Origin of the sequence: Polaribacter sp. R2A056_3_33 (assembly GCF_019278485.1) — a bacterium.
GTDB lineage: Bacteria > Bacteroidota > Bacteroidia > Flavobacteriales > Flavobacteriaceae > Polaribacter.
On sequence record NZ_CP058984.1, the window covers coordinates 933,938 to 947,899 of the forward strand.

Here is a 13,962-nt window from a genome sequence, read left to right on the forward strand (position 1 = left end):
ATACTACGCGAGTTTCAACGACTTAAAATCGAGGTCTAAAAGCCTCATAGAACTGTACGAAATCTGTGTAGAAAAGAGAGGGGATTTTCAATGTTGACGAGATCTAAAGTCTCTCCGTATATAATAACCTTACTCCTCTCTTTTGTGCTTTCTGATTTATATGCTTAAATTTAGTCTTTTATTATAAAATGCTAACTTAAGCCGTGTATAATTAATTGCTAGGTTCTTCCCTACTTGCGAATATTCCTGCGGAATATTCACGGGTTCGTAAAAGTTTGCTAACTTAGTTGCTTAACCACACAACAACGTTGGCAAACATTAAAATGAAAAAACAATTATTAATATTCGTCCTTGTTTTGACAAATGCTTTTGCTTTTTGTCAAGACACAAATCCTGAATTAGCAAAATATGTTTCTTTTCTAGAAACACAAAACACAAGTGCAAAAGATTATATAATTAACTTGTGGAAAAAACATGACATCGTTATTTTATGTGAAAGAAATCATGGAGAAATGACTCAATATGAATTGATATATGACATTGTAAGTTCCGATTATTTCAAAAAAAATGTCGGAAATATTTTTACAGAAATAGGTTCAATAAGTAATCAAAAAGCTGTGTTAGATTTTACTAAAACTGATTTTACAGATTCTAAAGAAAAAGAAAAACAACTTCTAAATCTTTACAGAAAAATTCAATGGAATGGTTGGAGTGCTGCTAATTTCTATTATTTTATAGACAAAATAAATACACTTAATTTTTCATTACCAGCAGATCAAAAAATAAACTTATTTGTTTCAGACGTTAAAGACCCTTCCAAAGAAAACCTTTCCAGTAAAGAAAATTTTTTAACGTATTTTAATGGAATTTACAAACATCGAGATAGCGCAATGGCAGAAAACATTATTCATGTTTATGATAGTATAAAGCTAAACTCTTCACGAAAAAAAAGTTTAGTAATTATGAATTCAAGACATGCTTTTTCAAAAACTTTTTTTGAAAACGATGACAAAAATGTTGGACATAAATTAATTGAGACTTACAAAAATGATGTTTCAAATGTATATTTAAATGGGTTAGCTCCAACGTTAAAAGTCGTTGAATCAGATAAAAATGAGACATATAAAGACTATGTACAAAGGCCTATACAGAATGGAAAATGGGATGCATCATTTAAAATTATAAACAAAGAAAGTTTAGGTTTTGATTTTAAAAATAGTCCTTTTGGAAATGAATTATTTGACCTTTTTCCTTTTATCAAACATAATTATAAGTATAAAGATATATTTACAGGATTTGTATTTTATTTACCGTTAAAAAGACATTATGAAGCGTGGGGAATTCCTAATTATGTAGATGATGATTTCATAGATGAATTTTATAAACAACAAAAATTCTTTTCAGAAGCAATAGGAAACGGAGAAGTTCTAAAAGAAAACTTGAAAGAAGATTATGATTATAATGAATCAAAATATGATGATTATATAATAATAATTGAAGAAATTAATAAATGGTTGGAAAAATAAAAAACGTTTGCCAACACCTTGTATAAAAAATTGCTATATTTGGTTTAAACTAAAACTTGTTGCTTCTTTGCAAACTTCTGAATTTCCGCTGGAAATTCCTCGTTCACAAAATCGCAACTTTCCATACAAAACAACGTTGTACAATATTTAGGAAATGTACTTTCCTGAAATAGGTTGACTAAAAATTAAACACTTAATTATAGTCACTTATGAAAACTCAAAACAACCCTGGCAAAAAAAACGTACGAAAAAGCACCTTTAGAGCTCAAATTATTCGTCGTTGACCAAATTCAGAATGGACACAACTACTTAGCAATCGTTACTCATGCATATTCTAAGCAAATTACGGGATATAAACTCGACAATCAAATGAGGAACGGTATAAATTAACCTAAAAAAAGGTCAACCTATATCAGTATAATATAAAAGGATTGCAACTGTAATACAAAAGAATTGCTACTACCCTACACTGCAATGTTTATCATAAAGTAAAAACAATTGCTACAAATTCACAAAGACAATACAAATTCTCATCAAAATAAATAATTGCATTACAAAAACAAAAAGGATTGCAAATGTAATACAAAAGGATTGCCATTACTTTAGACTGCAATTTTATCACAAAGTAAAAACAATTGCTATAAATTCACAAAAACAACACAAAGCCATATCAAAATAAATTATTGTATTACAAAAACAAAAAAGATTGCAACTGTAATACAAAAGAATTGCTACTACCTTACACTGCAATGTTTATCATAAAGTAAAAACAATTGCTACAAATTCACAAAAACAACACAAAGCCATATCAAAATAAATTATTGTATTACAAAAACAAAAAAGATTGCAACTGTAATACAAAAGAATTGCTACTACCTTACACTGCAATGTTTATCATAAAGTAAAAACAATTGCTACAAATTCACAAAAACAACACAAAGCCATATCAAAATAAATTATTGTATTACAAAAACAAAAAAGATTGCAACTGTAATACAAAAGAATTGCTACTACCTTACACTGCAATGTTTATCATAAAGTAAAAACAATTGCTACAAATTCACAAAAACAACACAAAGCCATATCAAAATAAATTATTGTATTACAAACACAAAAAAGATTGCAACTGTAATACAAAAGAATTGCTACTACCTTACACTGCAATGTTTATCATAAAGTAAAAACAATTGCTACAAATTCACAAAGACGACACAAATTCTCATCAAAATAAATAATTGCATTACAAAAACGAAAAGGATTGCAAATGTAATACAAAAGGATTGCCATTACTTTACACAGCATTTGCAGAAGAAAATGGCATAATGATGAGCATGACAGAACAATAAGATCCTTATGAAAACGCAATTGCAGAGCGAATTAATAGAACTTTAAAATATGAATATGGACTTAGAAATTGCATTAAAAATACTGCCATTGCTCAAGAAGTAACAAAACAAGCTGTATATATTTACAACAATTTAAGAACCCATTTTAGCTTAGAATTAAGAAAACCAGCAGAAGTACATTTAAATCCAAACATCAAATACAAATCATATCGAAGAAATAATGTAAATTTGACTGAACTAGTTATATAGAATATAAATAATTTAAAAGGTATAAATTAGACCAAAAAAGGTCAACCTATATCAGTATAATACATTTCTGATTTTACTGTTTGTGGTGCAGGAACCAATCCTGTTTTTGATTTCTTTTTCTCTAGGTTATGAGAACCTACTCTACAACTATTACTACAAAACTTTTGCACACCTCTTCTTTTAGGTATATATTCCTTTCTACAATAATTACAGATATAGTTTCTTGATTCCATTTTGACTTAAGCTTACATACGATTTAAGGTAAATCGCGATTTTTATATATTTTTTTTGATTCATTGCTTCCTAGAAAACACATTCTTCAATAAATATTCTAAAGCATCTTCTGTACTTAAAAGTGGCTTATGTTTGTGTTTTTTAGGCTTAGATACAATCGCAAAATCTTTCTTTAATTTATCAAACAGCAATCTTTGCTCTTCTTTCGGAAGTGCTTTTGCTACTTGATAAACGATTTCTGCATTCATATTAGAACACAAAAATGAATCTTTATAAAATTAAGTTGTTCGGCTTTGAATGCCTTTGAATAGCTTTTATTGGCTTTGAACGGCTTTTGACACCTATTTTAAAAGAAAATCTGATTGTTTTTTTTAACAGCCAACACTAAGCTAAAAATTTAGAGTAATCTTCTGGTAATTCAGCATCAATATCACGTAAATATTTTTCCAATGCAACCATTGTTGCATGTCCAGAGATTGGCATCAAATTACTTTTCGCTTCATGTTGAGACATGTTTTCTCTAAATTTTCGATATAATTTAGTAATAAAAGTATGCTTAAAACCATACATTCCGTATTCTTCACCTAAATTAAAATGGTCTTTTATTTTTTTGAATCGAGCGGTAAACTCGTTTCTCTTATTCGTTTCTTGTGCATTCCATTCTGCTCCAATTTCATACCTACCAAATAAAAATGCTTTGGGATCTTTATTAGATAAATCAGGTAAATCGTTTAATAAAATTTCTGGAATTATTTTTATCTGTACAGGCTTATTCTTCGCTTTGATGTACAACTTTTTATCTTGTACGTCTACATCTTCAATTTTTAACCTACAAATTTCAATAGGTCTTAAAATACTATAAGATATAAACTTTACAAAAAGCAATAAATGGGCATCTACTTCTTGTAAATGCTTGTAGATTTCCTTTTCTTGTTGTGGTGTATATGTTTTATTTCTTTTGGGAACAGATTTTAGCACATGAATTTTCCTAACAAAATTATGAGCGACCATTTCATTGTCTTCTAAAATTTGAAACATAGAAGCAATGTCTGTTCTTGAATTATTACGATTTCTCGCACTAGTCCTTTTTAAAACTTCATTCAAATATTGAGTCACTACTTTTTTAGTAATAAACGTAATTGGGTTCTTATAATAGTCTCTCTCTTTCAACCATTTTTCAAAAAGCCCTATTCTACTTTTATATTGAACATATGAATTCTTATTCATCATATTCACTTTCAACTCTAAAGTTAACTTTAAACAGTCCGCAATAGAAGTACCAGTCTCTTCAACTTTTTCAACTGCAATTACTGATTTTATAATTTCTGTTTCTAGTGGTGTTTTTGGAATTATTTGATTTTCTACCTTAGTAGAAATCGATACATTCTCCTTTTTATCGGTTACTACTTTTGTTTCTTGTCCCAAAAAAGTACTTTCTAAATCAGAATTATCTTCATAAGGATTAAAACCATAATCTAACAATTGCAACAGCCCTTCTTGCATCGTTCTTAAAAAAGCATACCGCTCTCTTTTAGTTTTCAACTTATTTACACCTGCCTTTATATTCGGCTGCCTTTTTAATTTATTTGTTTGAGGGTTTCTAAAGGAGAAATAAACATACCAAGGTTTATCCAAAGCAGCTTTTTTTTCTTTCAAATTAAGTTTAGACCAACTAGAAATATCAACTCCACCTGTGTAGATTTTTGGCTCAGAATAATTCAGTTTCATAGGTAAAGCGTGTACGTTTTCGTGTACGGTACGTAAAAGTAAGAAATTTAAAGACATAAAAAAAACGGTTCGTGTAACACGAACCGTTGATTTTATTGGCTTTAAACCTTGTAGCGGGAACTGGACTCGAACCAGTGACCTTCGGGTTATGAGTTTGACAAAAACTCCATAAACCATGCTATTTATACCTTATGATAACAGAAACGTTTACGAGAACGTTTACGATGATTAATTATTAATTTTATGCTAAATTAATAATTCCTTCTAACAATTATATCCTTTTTATAAAAAATAACACACAGCTAGTCTGTAAAATTTTTCTTATTTTTGGAAGGTATCAGGAACGCAAACTGCGTACCAACCGAGCATAAAAGCCACGGTGGTTTAGAATACGGACAGTTCAGTCAAAATAAATGAACCTCCATAACTATATTATTTCCCTGATACATAACTTTTAAATTATGTATTATGAAAACTGTTTTTACAACAAAAGAAGGCGTTAAAATGAATTCTCAATTAGATTTTGGAAATACAGCCAACATTAAAGATGAATTTCACTTTTTAATGACCACTTATGAAACAATCTTTGAAGAAGAATTTGATTATTTTTATAGAATTACAGATGATGGTTATATTCAGCTTGCTTATTCATACAATAACAGTAAATTATCAATCAAAGCGCAATACAAATTGAAATTTCAAAATAAAAAAGAAAACATTATTTCAATTGTAAGCAACCTTATAGAAGCCAATTATCTTCATGATGGTTATCCTACTTTAAAAGATAGTGTTATTTTTACACAGCTAGAATTTGATAAAATCATTTCTGACATAAAAGCTCCTAAAACCATTCTAAAGGAAAAGGCAAAACAAAAAATTACACCATTAATTACATTCTTAGAAGAACAACAATTACACCCTATCCCAACAGGGTGCAATGAAAATAGCTGGACTGCAAAATGCCCTTCTGGAGGAAATCATTTTTTACAAGTTGTAACCACAAACGATCAATGGGGTTGTGGATATTGTAAGCGTAAAGGCGGAAAAGAAGAGTTAGAAAAATGGTTGCAAGGAAGAAAATCTATTAAAGATCAAAAAAGACTAACAACCATGATGAAAGAATTAGAGAAAGGAAGTATTCAAACTAAAAAAACATTAAAATGGTGGTTGAATAGATACTAATATACATTCTAATAGAAAAATGAGCTATAAAAAACATATATTTAAAAAATCCAGTGGTTAAAGGTATTTTAACAAAAACAGGAACATTAAAAAGTACTCGTTATGAATTGAAAATAAAAACCATTAACAAACACGTCTTTTTATGGAAAGCCGTAAATAAGATTAAAACATGTACTATACATTTATACATTCAACAACTGTATCAATTTCTGAAATCAGTTCTTCTTTTTTTCTAAAAAAACTATTTCTGAAGAAAAATAAACAAAACAGTTAGGAAAATTTTAAAAATCAATGCGCTTTAAAAGAAATCTAATTTTACTATTATTACCATATTTAGTAATCATCTTGATTAACGAATCTGTGAGACCCACTATTATAGAAAAACCTTATCAAATATTGGGACTTACTTTCATTAATTCTAATCTTCGTAAACCTGATAAATGCACTTGGGTAGCACACAATGACACAAACTATTGTAAAAAACACCATGTAAAATATTTAAAAAATTATTTAGAGAAAACAGATGTAGTCTATTTTGGCATAATTAAACTTTTACATTCTACGGGAAACTACGGAGCAGCAAACATTATTTTCTTGGTCATTTTATTCCCATTAATAATGTGGTATTCCCTTGTTAAGATTATTGATTATTGGTTTGAAATTAAACATTTGAAAAAAAAATAACATGACAATACTCGATATTATTGCAGATTTAGGCATGGGAATTTATGCCTACTGTACAGATTTCACAATCAACATAGCCAACCTTACAAATACATCATACTATGAAGTTAATTTTTTTTTATTCTGTGTGCTATTTCCTGTTTTACTAATTGCTTTACCGTGTACAGCTTTCTTTTTAAAGTTTAAATTAAAAAAATTAAAACAGCTAACAGAAATACAATAAAGAGATTCATATTTATAAATTTATAAAAACTAAATATCAAGTTTTCGAGAAATTCAGTATTAAAAAAAAATACAGAGGTCAGTAGCATTACTCAATTGTATTTTGTTTGTATTCACCCTTTTGAAGATGGAAACGAAAGAATTGGACGTACATTAGCAGAAAAATCAATTGCAGTAAGCTCTAAACAACCCTTCTTAATTTCTCTATTACGTACCATAGAAGCTCATGAAAAAATGTATTACAATTCATTTGAAACCAATAATACAACTTAAGAAATTACAGATTGATTGCAATACTTTAGCAAGACCATTATAGAAGTACAACAAAACACTTTAAAACTTGTAGATTTTATTGTAGAAAAAGCAAAGTTTTTCAACAGTATTCTACCCAACTTAATAACAGGCAACAAAAAGTATTGCTGAGAGTATTTGAAGCAAGTTATACTGGTTTTATAGGTGGTTTAACTGCTTAAAAGAATACTAAAACTGCTAAAATCTCCGCCTCTACTGCTACAACAAATTTAAAAGATCTAGTGGATAAAGGTATTTTAACAAAAAGGAACTTTTAAAAAGTACTCGTTTTGAATTAATTTTGAAGGCAATCTAATTTTATTTCAGCAATACTTTTTTTTAAAAAAAAGTATTGCTGAAATTATAAATGATAGTTTATTGTAATATTTGTTTAAACTCACTTTTAAAGTAAGAAGCAATCTTATAAGGTACTTTTCTATATTCTTCCTCTGGTAATTGTATTCCTTCTGTTTCTTCTATCAAAGACCTTAATAAAGCATAATTATTATTTGTAAACTTTTTAAGTTCTTTTTTAAGAATACTTCTTTCGTTTTTAAATCTATTTTGAAGTTCCTCTATATTAGAAAAATTAAAAGATTCTTCATCATAGCTCAGCATAAACGCGCTTACAATTTCTATATATTCTTTTAGGCTTATTTTTCCATTTTGCCCGCCACGATTCGCATATTTGTCTTCAAAAAAAACAGACAACCACTTATTAAATGTTCTTTGATCTTGGTAGCCCAATTCTTTTCTTGTTTTACTTAAACTTAGTTGTAATTTTTTCTCTAATAAAGGAATTATAGAAACCTTCATTCTACTTTCAGACAAGTTTAAAATGGATTCCATTTCTGGTGCAATAGATTCTAAAAATGCTAAACTTTTAGATAGTTCTTCTGCATCTACAGCACTCATGCTTCGTAAATTAGCAAAATTATCAATTATATCAGTAATTGGAGTACTTGTAATATTCAAAAAAGGTCCAATAAATTTCGCAAAAATTGCAAGGTTAAAATCTTTCGAAAACTCATCTATAGGATTCTTTTTATGCTCATTAAAATATTTTTGAGCAGCTCCTTCAGACCCAAATTTTCGAATATAATGATTCTCAATTATTTTACAAGCGCTCTCTTCTGTTATATTAGGTACGATTTTATTTAAGTTGAAATAAGTATCTGATTTCATAGTATTAAAATTAAAAGTTTTTAAAAATTTGTTCTACTGAAATTCCTTCAGTAGAACAACCTATTTATTAAAAGAACAATGATAATGGTGATGATAATGGTGATGATAATGATAAAATGATAATAGCAATTATGATGATAATGGTAAAATATTAAGCAAATGTAGATAACCTCCTTTTATAAAACGAGCTCTATAATTTTAAATTCTACTACTCTCTAGAGTGCCAATACTCTGCATTGTTCTCATTTAATTGATTAGAATGATTATCTAAATCTGCTTGTGTTGGATCGTCTTTTCTGTTCATTAAGTTTTTCATAATTAAAGTGTTTAAATTAATACTACCGCAAAACTAATGTATAATTGCTTTCTCATTTTTAATTAGTACACGATGATGAAAAAAACTCATTTAAATTTATTTTTTTTAATAATTGAATGCATTTGACACTTAGAATGATATTAATCATTCTCCTTTCCTCTTAAATTCTTGTCATAATAAATAATAAGTTAATTCATAATAAAAATTAGATTATTTCGACTATGATATTCTAATTGTAAGACTTATTACTGTGCTTATTTTCTAAGCCAACCTAACAATAAATCATTCTCAATTTCCCATATTCCATCTTTATGAATCAGCTTAAAAGTTGCTCTAGACATTCTACCAACATTTTGTTGAACAATTTCAACCTCATTGTCACTAACTTTAGATACAATTGCAACATGACCGTATTTATTAAAAGTATGACCACCCATTATTACTAGATCATTTACTTTTGGTTGAGATTTACTTTTATTAGAATATTGCGTAAGATTTCTTGCTGTATTTTTTTGTCCATCTTTTAAACCATGATTATAGAAGCTTTTTGCGTGTCCAAAGGTATTTGGCATTTTGTGGTTTAAATGGTCATAATAATACCTTTTTACAAACTCTACACATTGCCATTCTAAACCGTAATTATACCCATCACTAGCCTTATGTCTAGTATTTTTACCTTGATGTAGATATACTGGAACATTATTAAAGGTATCTATAATTTCATTTCCTTTTTTATCATACACTCTATCTGAATTACAATTTATAAAGCAAGCGCTTAATATCAATAATAAAAGAATCTTTTTCATAGTTAAGAAGTTTAATCAATAATACATTCTAAAAAAACAGGTAAATGATCAGATAACATTCTGGCTGTTTTTAAATTATCACATGTTTTAACAAAATCTAAATGATTTGAATTAATAATCTGTACCTCTGATGAATTATAGTATATATTATCAATAGAATGATTTAGATAGACATCTTTCTTACATGCCATTTTTAAAGTAGTTTTTTTATTTTTAACAGCGCTTTTAAAACCTAAACCATATAGATCATCCCAGACCTTATGACGTTCGTTTAAATTAAAATCTCCGACAATAAAAATATTATTCGTATTTAACCTTTTTGGGTAATCTTTTAAAAATTTAATTTCTTCTTCTGGGTGATCATTGTGTTTTCTTGAATGAAAATTGACAACATAAAACGGAGTTTTGCCTTTTTTAAGTTTAAACTTTCCAATAAATGGTTCTCTAAAACACTTATCCTCTAGGTCTTTATCTAAATATGCTTTTTCTAGTATGCTAACTTTTGAGGTTTTCCACAGAATAGCATATCGTTCTGACATGTATACTGATGGACTTTTTGTAGGGTTACTAATTTGATAATCCCATTTACTCCCCATTCTATTTAATTCGTCGACAATTTTAGCTACTGCTTGGGCTCCTGCAGGGTCTTTTGCCGCCACTTCTTGAATAGCAACTAAATCAAAATTTCTAAGAATTTTAGCAATTTCAATAATTTCTTCTGCATTCTTAGTTCTACCTAAATCTCGAATATTCCAGGTTACAATTCTCAATGAATTAGGTACACCTCTCTTTTTTGTTTCACTTAGCAGTAAATCCTTAGACAATGAAACATTTTTTGCTGATTTTTCTTTTGGGTGTAAGGTTTCTTTCTTTTTTCCTGAAGTACAAGAAAATAAAAATAATATCAATACAGGAATGAATAATATAGATATCTTCTGTACCATCAAACAACTCTATAATTTATATCTAACCAAATCTGAAATGTTATTCAAAGCAGAAACTTGTATTGCTACATATTTCTTTTTATTATCTCTAAATGATAATACAGGATTAATAGAAGCATTTCTATGCTTAGAAAACTCCTTAAGCTTATCATCTAAATCAGATTTTATATTTTCATGAATTACATAGTTTTGGATATCTAAAGAACTTGTTGTTTGCTTAATATTACAAAAAGGTTTTGAAACCCTATGAATATTACTTATTGTATTACTTATGGCAGGTGCATCATTAAAATAGGGATACGTTTTTACACCTTGTATATAATCTACAATACTAATATCTAAAATATTTTCTATGTTGTTCTGAATATCATTTAAATATTTTATGCGCAATTTTTCAAATATTTCATCAGTATTATTCTCTTTAGGAACATAGTCATTATGGAACGTAACAGATAGATTTGGTAAGTTCTTTAAAAATATTTCTTTTTCTTTTTCTATATAATCTAATAAAGGTTTTTTTTCAACAACGTTTACAACAAATGTTGGAGAAGAATACTCAATCTGTTCAAGGGTATCGTCAATTTCTTTTTGCCAATGTTTTATTTTTATAAAATAACTTGATAAAGCTTTATATCGAATTATAAGATCTTTGTTCATTTCATCAAATTTACTAAACAATAAATCAGCTGCTTCAAATGAATATAAATCTTTTTCATACAAAATTTCCTGTAAGTTAGGAGCTGGTACTTCAATCGGAGTAATCAACAACTGTTCTTTCTTTTCAAATAGTTTTTTACCTCCTAAAATTAGCAGATACACACCTACAAGAGAACCAATTATAGTTCCAACAACTGTAATAAACGATTTAAAAAAAATACTTAACAGAATTAATATGATACCTCCCAAAATAAAAAACAAAGCTATATTCTTTTTTGTATCAGCTTTTACAGAAATATTATCAACTTCATTATTTTCGGTCTTAGTGATTGGTGTTTTTTCTTCCTTTAGTTTTTCTAGTATTCTTTTTCGGAACAAAGGGCTTTTAATTTGCTCAGTATTTTCTTCATTCTTTAGAGCTATTAAATCATAGTCTTTTTTTATTTTATTTAACTCTCTTTCTTTTCCACGAAGATTGTATTCTTTAATCGTTTTTATTCGTATTAATGAATCCGCTAAAAACGTAAAACTAGTGTTAGCATCATAGTTAAACTCACTGTAAGATAAATCTACAATACTAGTTATTACAAAAGCTTCTAAACAAAAATCTGAGTTAGTTACATAATCATAAGGTATATAACAATACCCGTTTTCACCAAATGCAGTTCCCCAACTATTCCTTACTTTAAATAACTTCTCATCATCATTAAACCCTACAACTAATAAAGCATGATTTCCATGATCTTCATATTCAGCTTCATTTTTAGAAGGATAAGGAACAATCGCAGATTTATTTTTTGGATAAAAGGATTTAAATAACTTTAATCCAATTATTACAGGATGCCCACAGCTTATAGCATGTTTAAAATCTTTTTCGCTAATATGTACACGACATGCCTTTTCTACAATCTGATGTTGCCCCTCCGTAAATGCTGTTTCATTTGGTCTTTTAGAAAAGGAATCAATAGTATAAGGATGATTTTCTGTATAGCAAGCACCTTTGTCTTTAACTGCATTAATAGTCTCTAACAATGTTGCTCCAGAATCCTCGTCTATATTACCTCTTAAAACTCTAGTATTATAGTAAATAAAAAGCTCACTTATCTCTACGTTCTTTGCATTCTGTTTTGCTGCAAACTCATACACAGCAGCTACAGGAAAAGCTGTACAACTACCTAATTGACCTTGATCTTTTACTTTTGAAAAATATTTAGTTAAATCTATAAATTTAGAAATGGGTCCATCTTCAAACGTGTAAAACTCATCATTAGAATTAATAACAGAAGGAATATACCCTGAAGCATTTATTCTTTTCCCATTGACACTAAAAACTCCTTCATCAAATGCAATATCTAAATCACTATGTATTTCATTAGATTTTTCTTCTAAGGATTTAAGTGATTTTTTATCAGCTTTTATAGATTGAGTTAATTCTGTAATATTATCTCTAAGTATTTTTTGACCTATAAAATCTACTTTTTGATCATCCTCAACATATTTATTAAAATAATTGATGACATCAAACTCTAAATCATTAATATTTAACCGTTCATCAACCCAATGAATACCTTCAACTTTTTGATCATCCTCTCCTAATAAATTAGCAAGAATAACTTTAGACTCTCCTATTGTGTGATTTTTATCTGTAACAAATGTTTCTAGACCTTCTTTAAAGTCATTAATATAAGTTTTCGAATTCTCTGTTAGATTTTCACTGTTCTCGTTAGTCTTAGGATGCTTTTCTATAAATTTTTGGAAAAAATTTTGATACCTTTTAATAAATGGATTACAAGTTTGAATGACATCTCTTAACTGTACACCTTCCTCTTCAAGAACACCTTCTTGCTCAAACTTATACTGTAAAATTTTATTAGATAGAACACTTCTGAATAGCACTTCATTGAAATGAATAACTCCTAACCCAAAAATTTTCGATTTATTTAGAGCTGCTAACGAATTAGGTCCAATCATTTGAAAAACAAAAAACTCTCCTAATGCAAAAGCCAACCAATTTAAATTTAGATGTAATGCAACCTTATCCGTGTTTCTATCGTCTAAATAATAAATATCTTTAATTAAAAAATCATAATCAGTTGTTAATTTCTCCAATAACAACAATTCATTTTTAATATGAGTATCTTTCTCATAGTTCTGTTGATCTAAAGAATACATAATTGTAAATATCTTAATCTCTACACCAGATATCTGTTCATCATTATTTAATTCTTTTACAGCCTTTAAAAGATTATTTAATAATAACACTGAGTCCTCCTCTGCAAGTGGAATAATAATATTTACTATAACCGTATTGCTAATAGAATCATTAACTAAACTGACTAAATTTTTAATATTTCCATACAACTCATAGTCGAACCAACTTTTTACATCATTATCCCTAAATATTTCAAACTCCCCATTTCTTATATTAGAAAGCACGTTCTTATCGTTCTTCAACTCGATTGAGGAAGACAGAATAAAATTCTTGTAAAACCTAGGTTCATGACACCTAAAATGTGTGTCAATTATCTCAACAAGTGCTTTTCCTTGGTTGTTAATACCTATATTTATAGAAGGTGATGACATATAATTATT

The 13,962-nt window shown here is 28.1% G+C and carries 12 protein-coding genes and 1 riboswitch; of the genes, 5 read left to right on the forward strand and 7 right to left on the reverse strand.

The annotated features are described in order from the left end of the window. The first annotated feature begins 323 nt into the window (after positions 1-323). Both H0I29_RS03945 and H0I29_RS18480 read left to right on the forward strand, forming a co-directional pair. Positions 324-1,526 (forward strand): hypothetical protein, encoded by a 1,203-nt coding sequence (locus H0I29_RS03945; protein ID WP_218731526.1) that lies wholly within the window; start codon positions 324-326, stop codon positions 1,524-1,526. A gap of 1,376 nt (positions 1,527-2,902) precedes the next feature. Beyond that, on the forward strand, positions 2,903-3,121 hold the full coding sequence (locus H0I29_RS18480; RefSeq protein ID WP_368384631.1) for a hypothetical protein: 219 nt from the start codon (positions 2,903-2,905) through the stop codon (positions 3,119-3,121). 41 nt (positions 3,122-3,162) lie between these two features. Here H0I29_RS18480 and H0I29_RS03955 read toward each other — a convergent pair whose 3' ends face one another. The 3 genes from H0I29_RS03955 to H0I29_RS03965 all read right to left on the reverse strand — a co-directional run bounded on the left by H0I29_RS03955 (position 3,163) and on the right by H0I29_RS03965 (position 5,140). After that, positions 3,163-3,354: a hypothetical protein gene (locus H0I29_RS03955; protein ID WP_218731528.1), complete on the reverse strand. Its 192-nt coding sequence runs from the start codon at positions 3,352-3,354 to the stop codon at positions 3,163-3,165. A gap of 60 nt (positions 3,355-3,414) precedes the next feature. Then, positions 3,415-3,603: a hypothetical protein gene (locus H0I29_RS03960; RefSeq protein ID WP_218731530.1), complete on the reverse strand. Its 189-nt coding sequence runs from the start codon at positions 3,601-3,603 to the stop codon at positions 3,415-3,417. Between the two features lie 136 nt (positions 3,604-3,739). Next, positions 3,740-5,140: a tyrosine-type recombinase/integrase gene (locus H0I29_RS03965; protein ID WP_218731610.1), complete on the reverse strand. Its 1,401-nt coding sequence runs from the start codon at positions 5,138-5,140 to the stop codon at positions 3,740-3,742. Between the two features lie 272 nt (positions 5,141-5,412). Continuing rightward, positions 5,413-5,505, forward strand: a riboswitch (SAM-I-IV-variant riboswitch). A gap of 46 nt (positions 5,506-5,551) precedes the next feature. On the opposite strand from H0I29_RS03965, the gene H0I29_RS03970 reads away from it, so the two are divergent. The 3 genes from H0I29_RS03970 (at position 5,552) to H0I29_RS03980 (ending at position 7,444) form a co-directional block, all read left to right on the forward strand. Further along, a complete protein-coding gene (locus H0I29_RS03970; RefSeq protein ID WP_218754488.1) occupies positions 5,552-6,265 on the forward strand; it encodes a hypothetical protein in 714 nt (237 codons plus the stop codon). Positions 6,266-6,950: 685 nt separating this feature from the next. Continuing rightward, positions 6,951-7,172, forward strand: a complete 222-nt coding sequence (locus H0I29_RS03975) for a hypothetical protein (RefSeq protein ID WP_218754489.1) — start codon at positions 6,951-6,953, stop codon at positions 7,170-7,172. Positions 7,173-7,267: 95 nt separating this feature from the next. Next, entirely contained in the window at positions 7,268-7,444 is a 177-nt protein-coding gene (locus H0I29_RS03980) for a Fic family protein (protein WP_218754490.1), read from the forward strand. Between the two features lie 393 nt (positions 7,445-7,837). Here the strand turns inward: H0I29_RS03980 and H0I29_RS03985 are convergent, their stop codons facing one another. The 4 genes from H0I29_RS03985 to H0I29_RS04000 all read right to left on the reverse strand — a co-directional run bounded on the left by H0I29_RS03985 (position 7,838) and on the right by H0I29_RS04000 (position 13,953). Further along, a complete protein-coding gene (locus H0I29_RS03985) occupies positions 7,838-8,647 on the reverse strand; it encodes a hypothetical protein (RefSeq protein ID WP_218754491.1) in 810 nt (269 codons plus the stop codon). A gap of 570 nt (positions 8,648-9,217) precedes the next feature. Next, complete coding sequence (locus H0I29_RS03990) at positions 9,218-9,769, reverse strand: CHAP domain-containing protein (protein ID WP_218754492.1); 552 nt, start codon at positions 9,767-9,769, stop codon at positions 9,218-9,220. Between the two features lie 11 nt (positions 9,770-9,780). Then, positions 9,781-10,713, reverse strand: coding sequence for an endonuclease/exonuclease/phosphatase family protein (locus H0I29_RS03995; protein WP_218754493.1), 933 nt, complete (start codon positions 10,711-10,713; stop codon positions 9,781-9,783). A 9-nt stretch (positions 10,714-10,722) separates the two neighbouring features. Then, positions 10,723-13,953: a C1 family peptidase gene (locus tag H0I29_RS04000; RefSeq protein ID WP_218754494.1), complete on the reverse strand. Its 3,231-nt coding sequence runs from the start codon at positions 13,951-13,953 to the stop codon at positions 10,723-10,725. Between the last annotated feature and the right edge of the window lie 9 nt (positions 13,954-13,962).